Origin of the sequence: Bradyrhizobium sp. CCGB12 (genome assembly GCF_024199845.1) — a bacterium.
Classification (GTDB): domain Bacteria; phylum Pseudomonadota; class Alphaproteobacteria; order Rhizobiales; family Xanthobacteraceae; genus Bradyrhizobium.
On sequence record NZ_JANADO010000001.1, the window covers coordinates 3070243 to 3085088 of the forward strand.

The following is a 14846-nucleotide window of genomic DNA, read 5'->3' on the forward strand; positions in this document are numbered from 1 at the left end:
CATGCACCACAGCCAGATCAATGCCGACATCCGCAACCTGATTGCCGACGGCACCGTACTGCCGGCGCATCCCCTCGCCCTCACCGCCGAGCGGCAACTCGACAAGAAGCACCAGCGCGCGCTGACGCGCTATTACATCGACGCAGGCTCTGGCGGCCTTGCCGTCGGCGTGCACACGACGCAGTTCGCGATCCGCGACGTCGGCCTCTATCGTCCCGTGCTCGAGCTCGCCGCCGAGACCGCAGCAAGCTGGACCAAGCGCCCACTGGCGATGGTCGCAGGCCTCGCCGGCCCGACCCGGCAGGCCGTCGCTGAGGCCCGCACCGCGCGCGACATCGGCTATCAAGCCGGTCTGCTCAGCCTCGCCGCGATGAAGAGCGCCTCCGAGGACGAGATCATCGCGCATTGTAGTGCGATCGCCGCCGAGATCCCGCTGGTCGGCTTCTATCTTCAACCGGCCGTCGGCGGGGTCGTCCTGTCGAGCCGGTTCTGGCAGCGCTTCGCCTCGATCGACAATGTCATCGCGATCAAGATCGCGCCGTTCAACCGCTACAGGACTCTCGACGTACTGCGCGGCGTCGCGGCCGCCGGCGCGCTCGACCGCGTCGCGCTCTACACCGGCAATGACGACCACATCCTGCTCGACCTGATGCTGCCTTTCGACCTCCGCGACAAGGGCGTCACCACGCGGACCTACTTCAAAGGCGGCCTGCTGGGCCATTGGTCGGTGTGGACCGCGAGCGCCATCAAACAGTTCGAGCGCTGCAAGGCGGCGCGGCACAAGGACAGCGTGCCCGCGGACCTGCTCGCGCTCGATGGCCGCGTCACCGACTGCAACAGCGCCTTCTTCGACGTCGCCAACAATTTCCATGGTTGCATCGCCGGCTGCCACGAGGTGCTGCGGCGCCAGGGCCTGATGAAAGGCTTGTGGTGCCTCGATCCGAACGAGGGCCTCAGCCCCGGCCAGAAGGAGGAGATCGACCGCGTCACGCACGAGCACGCCGACCTCAGCGACGATGCCTTCGTCGCCGCCAATCTGGACAAATGGCTGGCATGAACTCGGACCCCTTCATCAGCCTGCAAGGCGTCCGAAAAGTCTATCGCAACGGCGGCGCCGAGTTCCTGGCGGTGTCCGACGTGACCATGGACGTGCAGGAAGGCGAGCTCGTCTCGCTGGTCGGCCCCTCCGGTTGCGGCAAGACCACGGTGATGAAGATTTTGGCCGGCCTGCACGGCGCCGACGGCGGCACCGTCAGGATAGGCAATGCCAAAAGCCCGTTCGATCCGACTCGCGACATCGGCATGGTGTTCCAGCAGGCGCTGCTCTTGAAGTGGCGCACCATCCTGGACAACGTGCTGCTGCCGGCCGAGATCGTCGGCCTGCCGATGAAGGCCGCGCGCGAGCGGGCGCGCGACCTGCTCAATTTGGTGGGTCTTGCCGGCTACGAGCAGAAATATCCGCAGCAGCTCTCCGGCGGCATGCAGCAGCGCACCGCGATCGCGCGCGCCTTCATCCACGATCCCAAACTGATCCTGATGGACGAACCGTTCGGCGCACTGGACGCCTTGACGCGCGAGCAGATGAATCTGGAGATGCTGCGGATCTGGCGCGAGAGCGGCAAGACCATCATCTTCGTCACGCACTCGATCCAGGAAGCCGTCTTCCTGTCCTCGCACTGCGCCGTGCTGACGGCGGGTCCTGCGAAGATGGCCGACTATTTTGCGATCGACCTGCCCTTCCCGCGCGACCTGCCGCTGAAGACGACGGATGCGTTCGGCGCGTATGCAAGGCGGATTTACGCAAAGCTGGGCTTGGGTGCGGCGTAAGACGCCACACGATAGGTCCTGTAGGGTGGGCAAAGCGCAAGCGTGCCCACCATTGCCCATGAAACGAGAGAACGTGGGCACGGCGCAAGTGCGCCTTTGCCCACCCTGCGAGAGCCGGGCGCGGCGTGAACACCGCGCCCTCCTCGCAATCAGCTCTTGTTGCGCATCTTGCTGAGCAGATAGTTGTCGTAAAAATTCTCAGCGATCTGCGTGTAGAAAAGCAGCTCCTTCATATAGGCGTCGTGGCTGTCCTTGGTCCGCTTGAACAGGTCGCTCTTGGCGGCGAGCTCGTTCAGATGCTCCTGGGTTGCGTTGTAGCAGGCTTCCAGCACCGGCTGCGGGAACGCCTTCAGCTCCGCGCCATTGGCGATCAGCCGCTTCAGCGCCGCCGGATTCACGTTGTCGTATTTCTCGAGCATCCAGGCGCCGGCTGCCGAGCCGGCCTGGTTGACGATGGCCTGATATTGCTTGGGCAGCGAGGCCCATTTCTCGTCGTTGACGATCATGTGCAGCATGGCGCCGCCTTCCCACCAACCGGGGAAGTAGTAGTACTTGGCGACCTTCTGGAAACCGAGCTTCTCGTCGTCATAGGGACCGACGAATTCGGCGGCGTCGATCGAGCCCTTCTCCAGTGCCGAATAGACCTCGCCGCCGGCGATCTGCTGCGGCACGATGCCGAGCCGCGCCAGCACATGGCCGCCCATGCCGGCGATGCGGAATTTGAGGCCCTTGAGATCGTCGACAGTCTTGATCTCCTTGCGGAACCAGCCGCCCATCTGCGTGCCGGAATTGCCGCAGAGGATGGCGTGCGCCTTGAACGGCTTGAGCGCTTCGTTGGTGAGGTCGGCGCCGCCGCCGAAGTGCCACCATGATTCCTGATGGCGATGGTTCATGCCGAAGGGCGCGCCGGTGGCATAGGCCAGCGCGGGCTCCTTGCCGATGTAAAAATAGAGCGGCGTCTGCGCCATCTCGATGGAGGCGGAGCTGACGGCATCGAGCGCCTGCAGGCCGGGCACGAGTTCGCCGGCGGCGAAGGTCTGGATCTGGAATTTGTTGTCGGTGGCTTCCGCGACGTACTTCGCGAAGGTCTGCGCCGTGCCGTAGATGGTGTCGAGCGACTTCGGGAAGCTCGAGGTCAGGCGCCATTTGATCTCGGGCGCGCTCTGCGCGATCGCAGGGGCTGCAACCAGCGTCGTCGCACCCGCGACCGCGCCACCCTTGAGGAATGTACGGCGTTTCATGATGGGTCTCCCTTGAAGTCAGCTCGAATGGATGGCCTTGGCAACGGTCTTGGCGAACCGTTTGCCCGTTCCCGGAGCGGAGTTCAAGCTGCGACGGAATGACGGTGCCGCCGAGGCGGCGACCGCTCAGGCGTCCTGACGAAGAACCGACAGCCCAGTCCCCGCCTCACGCAGCCGCGGCTTCCTCGTACATCCCGGCGACGAAATCGCTGAACGTCGATGCAAGCGGCAGGACATAGCCCCATTTGTCGGACATCGCCTGCGCCAGCGTCCAGGGTTTCTCGTACTCGGCAACCTCGTGGTCCATGAACCAGATCTTGCCGAAATGCGCCTCGTTGATCGTCATGCAGATCGGGTTGCCGCCATGGTCGCTCATGATCCACAACAGCTCATCGACGGTTGGCCATTGCGGCGTCTGACGCGTTTGGACCAGCGAGCACTCGTCGCGCCGCAATCCCAGCACCTCCTGGATCGCACCCGCCCAGTGCCCTTGCGGCCAGTTGAACTCGGCCGACCCCTGATGATAGCCGCCGGCGCAGGCCAGCAGGAAGCGGCGATAGTCGTCCGGCAATCGGCAGCCGATGGAGGTCTCGAAGGCTGCGAGCGCAGCCTCGGTCGGTTGCTCCGCGCCGGCGTAGTCGACGCCCGCGATGAATTTCGCTAATTCCATGCACGCTCTCCGCGGCGCAGAAGCGCGCCATGCCTTCGTCGCAGCCGCCGTGCAACGGGTTCGACCGTGCAGGATCAGGACGAAAGGAGCGTTTCTCTCAGAGCAGCTTTGCGCTGACGAACAGCGCGCGCACGGCGTTGGTTGCCTGCACTGCGAGCATGGCATTCTCGGCCGCGCCCTCCAGGGCCGCGACCGCGTCCTCATGCAGGGAGCGGAATTCCATCCATTCCACCGATTTGAAATTGGTCAGGAACTGATAAGCCTGGCCGACGGTCGCAATCGCCAACGTGTCACCGTTCAGTTTGATCTTGAACGTCGTGCGCAGCGGGGTCTCAGAACTTGATGGATCACTCATGGGCTGCTTCTGGACGAGGACGACTTAACGAAGGGGAAACGGCAGCCCCGCCGTGGCAGGCAAATATCAGGAATCGGTGCTCGCGCGCTGCGAGGCGGTCGCCGATCCGCTCAGGCTTGGCACCACGACGAGGCGGTTGAACTCGCCATTGTCGTAGGCCTTGAGGAAACGATCATAGTCCTTGATCGAGACGCAGCCGTTGGAATCGCCGCGCGGCCCGAGCATGTAGCTGTGGGTGAGAAGACCGACGCGGCCGAGCGCGCTCGTGCCTTCGACCGGAGTCATCCGCAGCGCCCGGACGCCGTGGAACAGCTTTTCCCGCGGCTTCAATTCATAGGTGGCGGGCGGCGTCGCGCCGACCATGCGCTGGTCGACATGGTCGGGGTTGTCCATCAGCGCGCCCAGGCCGGAATGGGCTTCCAGCGCAACGCCGCTCGGCAGGTAGAGCGCCTTGGCCTTGATGTCATAGACTGCCGTCCGCGAATCGTAGCCGAGCGCGGCGAGATCGGGCCCCTTGCTAAACAGGCCGCTGTCGGGCGTCAGCGAGGCCAGCTTGATCTTGTCGGTGAATTTTTCGAAGAAATTGCGGTTGTCGACCCTGGGGTTCGTCTCCGCATAAGCTTGGCTGGATGCGATCTGGGCGGAGAAGTCCGCCTGCGTCGGACGCGAGCGCGGCATCGGGATGGCGTCGGCGCGCTGCGAGGGCCTCGTCTCCTCAACCGCGGACCGGTCGTCGTCGGTCAGGGTCGAGCGCCAGTCGTCACCCTGGAGCTTTTGGGCGAGCATCGCCTTGGCATCGCGAAGCTTGAGCTGAACCGCATTCAGGGCGGAGCGCTCCAGCGTCCGCAGGCCGAGTTCGCGGGCGGGCGGATTGCCGGAGGCCGAAGCGAAACGGTCTTCGAATGAAGGGGTATTGGCCGGCGGCAACGCGGCGGAGACCAGCGGGGTCGAATCGCCCATATCCGCAACCCACGCGGCAGCGCCAAGCGCCAACGCGATCGCTGCCAGAGACAGCAAAATCGTTTCGGCTCGCCCGACACGGCGGCGCGACAACAGCCTCTCGGCGTGTGCTGCGTCGGAAACCATTAGATCCCCAAATCGACCCCCGGGGGTGACCCAACCCCCACCCGGAGACTCTATACCAGCTACCACATTGGGAGCCAAAAGTTAGGCATAATCGCGGCCGGCAAGGCCTGGCGAGGGTCGGGCAAGCCTCCCTAGGGGTATCCAATGACCGATCCTTTCGATCTAGAGCGCTTTGTCCGGGCCCAGGACCCGGTCTATCGCGACGTCCAGGGGGAATTGGCCCGGGGCCGGAAGCAGACTCACTGGATGTGGTTCATCTTCCCGCAGGTCGCAGGCCTCGGCTTCAGCGCCATGTCACAGCGCTACGCCATCGGCTCCCGGGCGGAGGCCGAAGCCTATCTCGCCCATCCCGTGCTTGGGGGGCGCCTCACCGAATGCACCAGGCTCGTGCTCGCCGTTCAGGGGCGGACCATCAATGCGATCCTCGGCGCGCCTGACGACGCCAAATTCCGCTCGTCGATGACGCTGTTCGGCGCGGTATCGGATGACCCCATTTTCGGCGAAGCGCTCGCCCGATATTTCGCGGGCGAGCGCGACGGCACCACGCTGGAGATCCTCTCGAAGCTCGATCAGGCCTGATCAGCGTCCCTGGAAGACGGCCGCCCGCCGCTCGATGAAAGATTGAATGCCCTCCTTCGCGTCCGCGCTGCCGAGTACGCGGTCGCGAATGGTCGGGATGTGGGCGATCGCCGCCGCCTCGCCCCCCTCGACATATTTGGCCGCCGCTTCCTTGGTGACCTGGATGCCGAGCGGCGCATTGCGCGCGATGATGGCGGCAAGCGCCATTGCCCGCCCGACCTGCTCTCCAGGTGGCACGACCTCCTGGACGAGGCCGATCGCCTGGGCACGCTCGGCCGAAAACTCGTCGCACAGGAACAAATGGTACATCGCATCGCCCCAGCCGGCGCGCGACAGGAAGCGGAGATGCGCGCCGCCGAGGGGCGCGATGCCGCGCTTGGACTCCATCTGGCAAAAGCGCGAATCCGCGGCCGCCACCACGATGTCACCGGTGAGCATCAGCTCGATACCGATAGTGAATACGATACCCTGAACGGCGGTGATAACAGGCTTGCGGCAGCGCTTGGTGAGCCCGAACGGATCGACGTTGCCCTCCTTGATGTTGCGCTTCTCGGCCGAAGGCCCGAAGAATTTCGGCATGTCGAGACCGGCGGTGAAATCCCTGCCCTCGGCGCAGATCACGCCGACGCGGTAGGCTTCGTTGTCGTGCAACTCGGTCAGCGCATCTGACAATTGCTCCATCATCGCCGGCGTGAACGCATTCTTCTTCGCGGAATTGTCGATGACGATCTCGAGGACGTGGCCGTGCACTTCGGTGCGAATGTGTCCATCGCTCATTTGCTTCTCTCCATGATTGATCGCCTGGTGTTGGCAGCGAGTCAGGCCGGCGACTGAAGTGCCGTGCGGATCGCGGTGATCCGCTCCGGCGTGAACACCCCGGTCTCCAGCAGCTGAAGGATCGAAAGCACGTCGCCGCGCGATCCCCAGCTTCCCTCCGCGATGATCTCGAAATTGACCCACCAGCTTGGCGCAGGCGCCTGCATTCCGCAGGCCTCGGCGAGCCGCGCGAGCACGTTGCGGATCACCTCGGCCCGCACCTCGGAAGGCCAGGCTGCGTTCATCACGGCGATATTGACCGTCATGATGTCGCGCGGCTGGTCCGAGAGGAGCCGGCCGCCGATCGCCAGGCAGTCAGCCGGCAGGTCCTTGAAGTGGACCTGAAAGCCCATTCGCGCCGTTGGCATGTGCTGGCCGATCTCGGGCTCGAGCACGGCATCGGTCAGGCTTTCCGCAAGCAGGCGGCGCTGCGCCAGGCTGAGCCGACCGGCAGGTGCGGTCACGGTGATGATGGTCAAGTGACGTTCCCTTTAACGCTATGACACTCGTCATATTTCAGGACGACTTGCCTATGTCAATCGTCATAGTTTAGATGAGAGGGCCATTCGCGGGACATCCGATGACCTCCAGCACACGTGACAAGATGATCGCCGGCGCCGCCGACCTGATGAGCCGGCACGGCGTTAATGCCACCAGCATGCGCGACGTCGTGCGCCATACGGCGACGCCGCGCGGCTCGATCAGCCACCACTTTCCGGACGGCAAGCGGCAGCTGATCGCCGAAGCCGTGGCCTTTGCCGGCAAGCAGGTGTCCATTCCCCTGGAGAGGGCCATGAACGAACGCGGCGTCATCGGCGGCCTGAAAGCCTTCGTCGCATCGTGGCGCCGCCGGCTGGAGGCGACCGGCTTCGAGGCCGGCTGCCCGGTGCTCGCCGTGGCCGTCGACCGCTACGTTGGCGAAGCCTCCGACAAGGAGGACGAGACGGCGCAGCAGCATCTGCTCGATCTTGCCAACGGCGTCTTCGCCGACTGGCGGCAGATCATGTACGCCGCCCTGCTGCGCGAAGGGCTGGCTGCGGAACGGGCCGAGCGGCTTGCAACACTCGTCGTCGCCTCGATCGAAGGCACGGTCGCAATGTGCCGTGCGAGCCGCAGCGCTGCGGCGCTCGATCAGGTTCAAGAGGAACTGGAGACGGTGCTGACCGCCGCCCTCACCCGCACAACAACCAAATAGATCGGAAAAGCGATGGATTTGTCCCGGCAACGCGAACTCGCCCGTCACCTCGCCAATCTGCGCCGCGAGGGCCGGCAACAAAGCGGCCTCGACGAGCGGTTGGTGCCTCCGGACGCCGAGACCGCGTACCGTGTCGCGCGGATGGTGGAAGAGGAATTGGGCTGGGACGTCGTCGGCTGGAAGATCGCCGGCATGAAGTCGGGACTGCAGCGCCAGCTTCGCGTCTCCTCGCCGATCTATGGGCGGGTGTTCGCTCCCCTGATCAAGGCCTCGCCCGCGACCGTCGAGCACGCCAGGCAATGCAGCCCGATTCCGGAAGTCGAGTACCAGGCACGCCTGGGCGCCGATCTGCCGCCGCGCCCGAAGCCCTACAGGGTGGATGAGGTCGGCGACGCCGTCGCCTCGCTGCATCCCGGCATCGAGCTCGCGGAGTGCCGCTTCATTCACGACGCAGCGTTTCCGCCGATGCCCGCAATCATGGCCGACGGCTCCGGGTCAGGAACGATCGTGCTTGGAAAGCCCATCGCCGACTGGCGCAACCGCGACATCGCCAATCAGAACGTCATCCTCAATTGCAATGGCGTCGAGAGGCGCCGCGGCAGCGCTGCGGAGGCGATCGACCATCCGCTGGTGCCGCTCGCCTGGCTCGCCAACGAGCTGTCGCGCACCGGCATCGGTCTCAAGGCCGGCCAGACCATCAGCACGGGCACGCTGACGGGCATGCTGCGGCCGAAGGCTGGCGAGACTTACATCGCCGATTTCGGTCCGCTGGGAACCGTGAGCGCGACGTACGCCTGAGGCGGGACCCGACGGCGAGGAGCGTAAACCCGCGATTAACATCGCCTGCCTATCTTCCGTGCAAAATAATTCTCCTGCGCCAATTGCCGGACAGATCATGAAAATCGGTACGCTCCTGACCACCGCCATTGTCTCGCTCTCTACCGTGGGCGGCGGCCTCGCCGTCTACGTCGCCGTGACGAAATACCAGACCATGGAGCGGATCAGCGAGGCGCAAGGCCGCCTGGCGATCGTTCGCGCCGTCAGCGACATCCCGCGTTACCTCAACCCCGAGCGCGGCTTTTCCACCAACATTCTCTATGGCCCCGCCACCGTCGACCCCGCCCAGCTCGCCGGCCAAGACAAGCTGCGCAAGCAGACCGACGGCGCCCGCGACAGGATGAATGGGCTGCGCAAGGAGCTTCCCGGCGCGTTCGACGACGGCAACGCCCTCGGCAGCAACATCGACGGCATCAATTCGAAGTTCACTGCCCTGCGCGAGGCTATCGACAAGGCCATCGCGGGACCGGCGGAGACGCGCAAGGATGCGGCCAAGAAGGTCGTCGCCGACAATGCCGTGCTCAACGCTGATGTCACCGCCCTGCTCAACGAGCAGGTCCGGCGCATGGCGATCCTCCATGGCGATGCCTATCGGCAAGCCAGCAACGCCAACATCGCCATGACGCTGCGCGAGATCGGCGGCCTCAATGCGAGCGTGCACAAAAATCTCGTCGGTGGAAACAAGGTAGCGACCGATGCAGAGAAGGCCGAATTTGCCCGCATGCAGGGCCGCAACGACCAGATCGTGATGTCGCTGCTGGAATTGCGCGGCAATCCCGCAACCCCGGCCAATGTCGGCGCCGCGCTGGAGACGATGAACTCGCGCTATGTCGAGGAGTTCGGCCGCGAGCTCAAGCTCGTCAAGGACGGGGCCGTCAGCGGCAAGTACGAGCACGACGTCGAAACCTACTACCAGGCATCGCAGCGCGGCCTCGGCTCGATCATCGGCGTCCGCGACGCGCTCTATGACAACGCGGAGCATATCCTGGCCGGCGCCTCCGCCGCCGCGCGCACCAGCTTCACGATCGCAATCGTCGGTCTCCTCGCCGTGCTGATCGCCAGCGCCGGCCTCATCGTGGTGGTCCGCCGCCGCGTCTGCGCGCCGATCGTCAGCCTCACGAGCCGGATGTCGCGGCTCGCCGACGGCGAGGTTGCGGACGGCATCCCCGGTGCCGAGCGCTCCGACGAGATCGGCGCGATGGCCGCGGCGGTTCAGGTGTTCAAGGACAATATGATCCGGGCCGACCGGCTCGCCGCCGAGAAGCAGGCCGAGAGCGACGGCAAGATGCGCCGCGCCCAGGCGCTCGACGACCTCACCCGCGCCTTCGAGGCCAAGATCACCGAGCTCGTCGGCGGCCTCTCGCGCGCTTCCTCCACCATGGAAAGCACGGCGCAGTCGATGACATCGACCGCGGCCCAGACCAACAGCCAGGCCGCGGTCGTCGCCGCCGCCTCGCAGCAGACCTCGACCAACGTGCAGACGGTCGCGAGCGCCACCGAGGAGCTGACCTCCTCGATCTCCGAGATCGGCCGTCAGGTCGCGCAATCCACCGAGATCGCTGCCCGCGCCGTCGACAACGCCCGCCGCACCGGGGACACCGCCCGCGCGCTCGCCGAGGGCGCCCAGAAGATCGGCGACGTGGTCACCCTGATCCAGAGTATCGCCGAGCAGACCAATTTGCTCGCATTGAACGCGACCATCGAGGCCGCCCGTGCCGGCGATGCCGGCCGCGGCTTTGCCGTGGTCGCCTCCGAGGTGAAGTCGCTGGCCGGCCAGACCGCCAAGGCCACCACCGAAATCTCCGAGCAGATCACCGCGATCCAGTCCGCGAGCGACGAGACCGTGGCCGCGATCCGCAACGTTGCCGACGTCATCGGCGAGATCGACCAGATCGGCACCGCGATTGCCGCCGCGATCGAGGAACAGGGCTCGGCGACCAAGGAGATCGCCCGCAGCGTCCAGGAGGCCGCACGCGGCACCCAGGAGGTCAACAGCAACATCTCCGGCGTGCAGCGCGCCGCCGACGACACCGGAGCCGCGGCCCGGGACGTGCTTGGCGCCGCCGAGCAGCTCTCGACCCAGTCGCGCGATCTCGCCGGACAATTCGATCGCTTCCTCGGCGAAGTCAGGGCCGCGTAAGGCAGCCTGAAGCGGTATGGGTTTGGGTTGAATCGATGCTGGCGGCACGTTCACCTCTCCCGTAGGGAGAGATCACCCCACCGACAATCCCAGCGGGTACCGTCAAAAATAACCAATATGCATGGTCCTGCGCAGGCGGTCCGGCGAGCTTGTTAGCGAGCGCAATCGCCAGCATTGCGGACTCATCAATGCGCCGCTGCCGCGGTCTTTTCCTACTGACGCGCTGTTGAAGCTGCAAGAATAAGGCGGTCCGCAGGCGGCAGGTCGTAGCGGGGCTCGATGCCGAGAAGCGGTCCGATACGGGCGATGACATTGCCCGCGGTCGGAACGGCGTTCCAGCCCGACGCGATCTGGCCGTAGGTCTCCTTCAGCGGCTGCGGCTCGTCGAGCATGATCAGGAGCTGATATTTCGGCTTGTCCGCCGGCAGGATGGCAGTGAACGCCGTCAGCACCCGCTTCTTGGCATAGCGGCCGTTGACTACCTTTTCCGCAGTGCCGGTCTTGCCGCCAATGTAGTAGCCGGGAACATTCGCCCTCTTGGCGGTGCCGATCTCTGCGTTCAGCCGCATCAGGAACCGCATCTTGTCCGAGGTCTCGGGCTTGATCACGCGCTTTGCGATCGCCCGCGCCTCCTCCTCGGAGCGCCTTAGGAAGGTCGGGGGAATCAGAAGGCCGCCGTTCGCCAGCGCACTGACGCCCATCACCGCCTGTAGCGGCGCCACCGCCATACCGTGGCCGAACGCAATGGTGATGGTGTTCAGCTCACTCCAGCGCCGCGGCAGGATCGGCGAGGCGCTCTCCGGCAGCTCGGTGCGCAGCCGATCGAGCTGCCCCATCTTGCGCAAGAACGCCTTGTGCGCTTCCACCCCCTGCGACAGCGCAATCCGCGCCGCGCCGACGTTGGAGGAGAACGTGAACACCTCTTTCATGTTCAGGAAACGGCCTTTCGGCTCGTCGTCATGGATTGCGAACTTGCCGTAGTGCAGCGGTCCGCGCGCGTCCCACAGCGAGTCGAGACCGTACTTGCCGGTGTCGAGCGCCATCGCGAGGGTGAATGCCTTGAAGGTCGAGCCCATCTCATAGACGCCGGTGGTCAGACGGTTGATGCGGTCGGGGTCGTGCGCTTCCTTCGGATTGTTCGGATCGAAATCCGGCACCGAGACCATCGCGATGATTTCGCCGGTGTTGACGTTGGCGACAAGCCCGGAGGCCGCCTTGGTGTGGAATTTCTCCTTGGCCTTGAGCAGCTCGTCGCGCAGCGCGTGCTCGACGCGCAAATCGACCGACAGCTCGATCGGGTTCTGCAGCCGGTCGGTGGCAAAGCCTGCGCGGTGGAGATCGGCGAGCCCTTGATTGTCGAGCCACTTCTCCATGCCGGCGATGCCCTGGTTGTCGATGTTGACGAGACCGATGAGGTGGGCAACCTCATTGCCGGTCGGATAGACGCGTTTGTTCTCGCGCAGGAAGCCGATGCCGGGCAAACCGAGCTTGTGGATGTCCTGCTGCTGCTTCGCCGTGATCTCGCGCTTTAGCCAGACGAACCCCTTGCGCGCCGACAGGCGCTCGCGCACCTCGGCTTCGTCGAGGTCGGGCACAGTCGCGGTCAGAAGCTCGATCGCCTCGTCCTTGTCGATGATGCGGCGCGGTTCGCCGAACAGGCTCGCCGCCTTGACGTCGGTCGCAAGTATCTCGCCGTTGCGGTCGATGATGTCGGGGCGCGCAGTTGCCACCACGTCCTGCGCCGCGGCGCGACGTCCGCTATGCGCGTCGGCGCCGATCGCGAACATCACGAGCCGGCCGCCGATGATGAGATGGACGGCGGCAAAGGCAAGCATCACGAAGCCGACGCGCGCCCGCGCCTTCGCGGCGCGGTCGACGTTATGCCCATAGAGCAGATTGCGGATGAGATTGTGCCGCCACCGTTCAGGTAGTTTTGGCCGGGGTATGGTGCTCATCACCGTGGGTTTGCTGGAAATTGGTGGTCTGCCACGCACCGGAGGCTTCTGTGGGCAGGCCGTTCACCCCTCATTAATAGGTGTTTGGTTAAGAAACCTTTGGTTGAAATATTGCGCCGAAAAGTCTTTTTTGATGTTCGCTTTTGTCCCTTCCTCCATCCGCGGAGGACCGCTGCTGGCCCATCGCGACATTTGCTGCGGTCGCCCAAAAAAGGCGGCGTGTATCGGAGCAAAGCGGACATCGCCGACGGTTCATGAGTACACCACCTAGTAAGGTGGCGGCTTGCGCGCGCGCTGCGCCTTGGCGGCCTCGATCCACCAGAGCAAGTCGTCGGCGAAGCGCGGGAACGAGCGTTCGAGTGCCTTGCCGCCCTCGCCGATCGGCTCGCCGTCCTCGGACAGGGTCTGCGCGATCGGGCCGACGCCGATGGTGCTCGACACCACCACCATGCCCATCTCCGACAGCGTGCCGTGCCAGGCGGTCGCGGCGCGCGCCCCCGAGAATCGGCCGGCGGAGTAGCTCACGATCGCGGCCGGACGCCAGAACCACTCTTCGAGGAAATGGTCGGTGAGATTCTTCAGGCCGGGCTGGATGCCCCAATTATATTCGCCGGTGACAAAGACAAAACCATCGGCGCCGCGGATCTGTCCGGCCAGCTTCTCCAGCGCCTCGGGCGCAGAGCCCTTGGGATGTTCCTTGTACATGCGATCGAGCATCGGCAGGCCGATCGCCTTGGCGTCGATGAATTCGACGTCCTCGCCGCGACTGCGCAGACCATTGATGACGAAATTCGCAAGGCGGACGCCCATGCGGTCGGAACGGTAGGACCCGTAGAGGACGAGAATGCGACTGCTCATGGCCGGACGGTAGCACGAAACCGGCGCCTGGCCCTACCCGGATTTGTCGAACTATCGCCCGCGTCCACGGTCCAGCGTTTGCGACGGCGTCTCTCCGAACTGGTCGCGATAGCTTCTGGAAAAATCGCTGAGGTGCCAGAAGCCAAACGCCAGTGCGACTGCCTTGACGCTGTCAGCGCCGGCAAGAAGCCGCCGGCGCACCAGCCAAAGCCGGCGCAGACGCAGGTAACGATGCAGGCTCATGCCGCGGTAGCGGCGGACGACGTCGTGCAGGGTGCGAACGGACAGTCCGAGCTTGCGCGCGATCTCCTCGCTGTAGATCGGCTGCGACAGGTCGTCAGAGAGCAGCGCACGGATATCCTGGAATATCCTGAAATTCCGTCCGTCGTTGGGGCGCAGCGTCCAGCGGGCGGCGACGACGCTCTCGAAGGCGCCGTCTACGGCGCCGAGCAGAGACTCCTTCATCGCCGCGCCCTTCAATGAAAGCTCCGCTGCCTTGAGCGGGTCGGACGCCTCGGCCAGCACCTCACGAACCACGCTGCGCAGCCGGTGCAAGCTGACCGCAGAGGTTTCAAAAATCTTGAAGTTGGAGAGCGTGTGCGGCCAACCGCGATCCCTCACCTCCGGCCTAAAAACCACTGAGGCGATTTGCCGCTGCACCTCCTCGATGGTGGTGTAGGCCGCGCCGCCATTGCCAATGACCACCACCGGTCGCGCACGTTGCGAGCCGTTGAAGCGAATGGGGACGTTGAGGTCATCCATCGTGAAGCCGATGGCCGTGCAGTTCTCGACGAGCTGTCCGTCGACCACCCGCGGAAACGCGTGCGTGAAATTCACATCGCAGCTGGGCAACGACAGGATCGTCTGCTCAGCCGAAATCTTCCGTACGAAAGGCGTGAATTCGAAATTCAGCCCGCGTATGGCGTTTCGAAATTCGTCGACATCTGAAAAGCGAAATGTCTTGAGTGCCGCCCCCGGGAAGTCATCGATGCTGTTCATGGCAATAAGAAACGCAGTGTCGCAACCGACGCGCATCCGGCAACGGTGCCGATTTGCTTCCCTTTTGGTTCCAATTGGAACTGAAGAATCAATCCTAACGTGTCCTGATCAGTTGGAAAGGTTTCGCCCGAAAGGGCAAGCCGGGGCGACGAGCCTCGCCAAATTTCGATAGTATTTCCCGAAATGGCGGTGCATTAATACCCCGACATTTAATCTCAAAAATCAAATATTAACAACTTTGAGGCGCAATAATGCTCCTTAATTCGTCAAAGTTATTTTCATTTCAGG

Annotated in this window: 15 protein-coding genes; 6 read left to right on the forward strand and 9 right to left on the reverse strand. The window is 64.3% G+C overall.

Annotated features, from left to right (window positions below; translation table 11 throughout):
• Position 1 precedes the first annotated feature (1 nt).
• Positions 2–1057 carry a dihydrodipicolinate synthase family protein gene (locus NLM27_RS14765; protein ID WP_254143997.1) on the forward strand — a complete coding sequence of 352 codons (1056 nt, stop codon included), beginning with the start codon at positions 2–4 and terminating at the stop codon, positions 1055–1057.
• Positions 1045–1827: an ABC transporter ATP-binding protein gene (locus NLM27_RS14770; protein ID WP_254143998.1), complete on the forward strand. Its 783-nt coding sequence runs from the start codon at positions 1045–1047 to the stop codon at positions 1825–1827. Before NLM27_RS14765 ends, NLM27_RS14770 begins: the two co-directional genes overlap by 13 nt.
• A gap of 149 nt (positions 1828–1976) precedes the next feature.
• On the opposite strand, the gene NLM27_RS14775 is transcribed toward NLM27_RS14770, so the two are convergent.
• The 4 genes from NLM27_RS14775 to NLM27_RS14790 all read right to left on the reverse strand — a co-directional run bounded on the left by NLM27_RS14775 (position 1977) and on the right by NLM27_RS14790 (position 5110).
• The gene (locus tag NLM27_RS14775; RefSeq protein WP_254143999.1) at positions 1977–3068 is read right to left on the reverse strand and encodes a TRAP transporter substrate-binding protein; all 1092 of its coding nucleotides are present in this window, start codon (positions 3066–3068) and stop codon (positions 1977–1979) included.
• Between the two features lie 166 nt (positions 3069–3234).
• A complete protein-coding gene (locus NLM27_RS14780; protein ID WP_254144000.1) occupies positions 3235–3738 on the reverse strand; it encodes an SMI1/KNR4 family protein in 504 nt (167 codons plus the stop codon).
• A gap of 97 nt (positions 3739–3835) precedes the next feature.
• Positions 3836–4093 carry a hypothetical protein gene (locus NLM27_RS14785; protein WP_254144001.1) on the reverse strand — a complete coding sequence of 86 codons (258 nt, stop codon included), beginning with the start codon at positions 4091–4093 and terminating at the stop codon, positions 3836–3838.
• 66 nt (positions 4094–4159) lie between these two features.
• Positions 4160–5110 carry a DUF2778 domain-containing protein gene (locus NLM27_RS14790; protein ID WP_254144002.1) on the reverse strand — a complete coding sequence of 317 codons (951 nt, stop codon included), beginning with the start codon at positions 5108–5110 and terminating at the stop codon, positions 4160–4162.
• Between the two features lie 213 nt (positions 5111–5323).
• Between NLM27_RS14790 and NLM27_RS14795 the strand changes: the two genes are divergently transcribed.
• Complete coding sequence (locus NLM27_RS14795; RefSeq protein WP_254144003.1) at positions 5324–5758, forward strand: DUF1810 domain-containing protein; 435 nt, start codon at positions 5324–5326, stop codon at positions 5756–5758.
• Here NLM27_RS14795 and NLM27_RS14800 read toward each other — a convergent pair whose 3' ends face one another.
• Entirely contained in the window at positions 5759–6535 is a 777-nt protein-coding gene (locus tag NLM27_RS14800; RefSeq protein WP_254144004.1) for a crotonase/enoyl-CoA hydratase family protein, read from the reverse strand.
• Positions 6536–6576: 41 nt separating this feature from the next.
• Positions 6577–7053, reverse strand: coding sequence for a tautomerase enzyme (locus NLM27_RS14805; protein ID WP_254144005.1), 477 nt, complete (start codon positions 7051–7053; stop codon positions 6577–6579).
• A gap of 125 nt (positions 7054–7178) precedes the next feature.
• Between NLM27_RS14805 and NLM27_RS14810 the strand changes: the two genes are divergently transcribed.
• The 3 genes from NLM27_RS14810 (at position 7179) to NLM27_RS14820 (ending at position 10746) form a co-directional block, all read left to right on the forward strand.
• The gene (locus NLM27_RS14810; protein WP_254144006.1) at positions 7179–7769 is read left to right on the forward strand and encodes a TetR/AcrR family transcriptional regulator; all 591 of its coding nucleotides are present in this window, start codon (positions 7179–7181) and stop codon (positions 7767–7769) included.
• 12 nt (positions 7770–7781) lie between these two features.
• Positions 7782–8567, forward strand: coding sequence for a 2-keto-4-pentenoate hydratase (locus NLM27_RS14815; RefSeq protein ID WP_254144007.1), 786 nt, complete (start codon positions 7782–7784; stop codon positions 8565–8567).
• 97 nt (positions 8568–8664) lie between these two features.
• Positions 8665–10746, forward strand: coding sequence for a methyl-accepting chemotaxis protein (locus NLM27_RS14820; RefSeq protein WP_254144008.1), 2082 nt, complete (start codon positions 8665–8667; stop codon positions 10744–10746).
• Between the two features lie 212 nt (positions 10747–10958).
• Here NLM27_RS14820 and NLM27_RS14825 read toward each other — a convergent pair whose 3' ends face one another.
• From NLM27_RS14825 to NLM27_RS14835, 3 genes are all read right to left on the reverse strand, one after another.
• Positions 10959–12701 carry a penicillin-binding protein 2 gene (locus NLM27_RS14825; RefSeq protein WP_254144009.1) on the reverse strand — a complete coding sequence of 581 codons (1743 nt, stop codon included), beginning with the start codon at positions 12699–12701 and terminating at the stop codon, positions 10959–10961.
• A gap of 267 nt (positions 12702–12968) precedes the next feature.
• Entirely contained in the window at positions 12969–13559 is a 591-nt protein-coding gene (locus NLM27_RS14830) for an NADPH-dependent FMN reductase (RefSeq protein WP_254144010.1), read from the reverse strand.
• A gap of 51 nt (positions 13560–13610) precedes the next feature.
• Positions 13611–14558 (reverse strand): AraC family transcriptional regulator, encoded by a 948-nt coding sequence (locus NLM27_RS14835; protein WP_254144011.1) that lies wholly within the window; start codon positions 14556–14558, stop codon positions 13611–13613.
• Between the last annotated feature and the right edge of the window lie 288 nt (positions 14559–14846).

Coding starts and splice junctions, on each gene's coding strand:
- NLM27_RS14765 (WP_254143997.1), top strand. CDS start 2: ATGCACCACAGCCAGATCAATGCCGACATCCGCAACCTGATTGCCGAC.
- NLM27_RS14770 (WP_254143998.1), top strand. CDS start 1,045: ATGGCTGGCATGAACTCGGACCCCTTCATCAGCCTGCAAGGCGTCCGA.
- NLM27_RS14775 (WP_254143999.1), bottom strand. CDS start 3,068: ATGAAACGCCGTACATTCCTCAAGGGTGGCGCGGTCGCGGGTGCGACG.
- NLM27_RS14780 (WP_254144000.1), bottom strand. CDS start 3,738: ATGGAATTAGCGAAATTCATCGCGGGCGTCGACTACGCCGGCGCGGAG.
- NLM27_RS14785 (WP_254144001.1), bottom strand. CDS start 4,093: ATGAGTGATCCATCAAGTTCTGAGACCCCGCTGCGCACGACGTTCAAG.
- NLM27_RS14795 (WP_254144003.1), top strand. CDS start 5,324: ATGACCGATCCTTTCGATCTAGAGCGCTTTGTCCGGGCCCAGGACCCG.
- NLM27_RS14800 (WP_254144004.1), bottom strand. CDS start 6,535: ATGAGCGATGGACACATTCGCACCGAAGTGCACGGCCACGTCCTCGAG.
- NLM27_RS14810 (WP_254144006.1), top strand. CDS start 7,179: ATGATCGCCGGCGCCGCCGACCTGATGAGCCGGCACGGCGTTAATGCC.
- NLM27_RS14815 (WP_254144007.1), top strand. CDS start 7,782: ATGGATTTGTCCCGGCAACGCGAACTCGCCCGTCACCTCGCCAATCTG.
- NLM27_RS14820 (WP_254144008.1), top strand. CDS start 8,665: ATGAAAATCGGTACGCTCCTGACCACCGCCATTGTCTCGCTCTCTACC.
- NLM27_RS14825 (WP_254144009.1), bottom strand. CDS start 12,701: ATGAGCACCATACCCCGGCCAAAACTACCTGAACGGTGGCGGCACAAT.
- NLM27_RS14830 (WP_254144010.1), bottom strand. CDS start 13,559: ATGAGCAGTCGCATTCTCGTCCTCTACGGGTCCTACCGTTCCGACCGC.
- NLM27_RS14835 (WP_254144011.1), bottom strand. CDS start 14,558: ATGAACAGCATCGATGACTTCCCGGGGGCGGCACTCAAGACATTTCGC.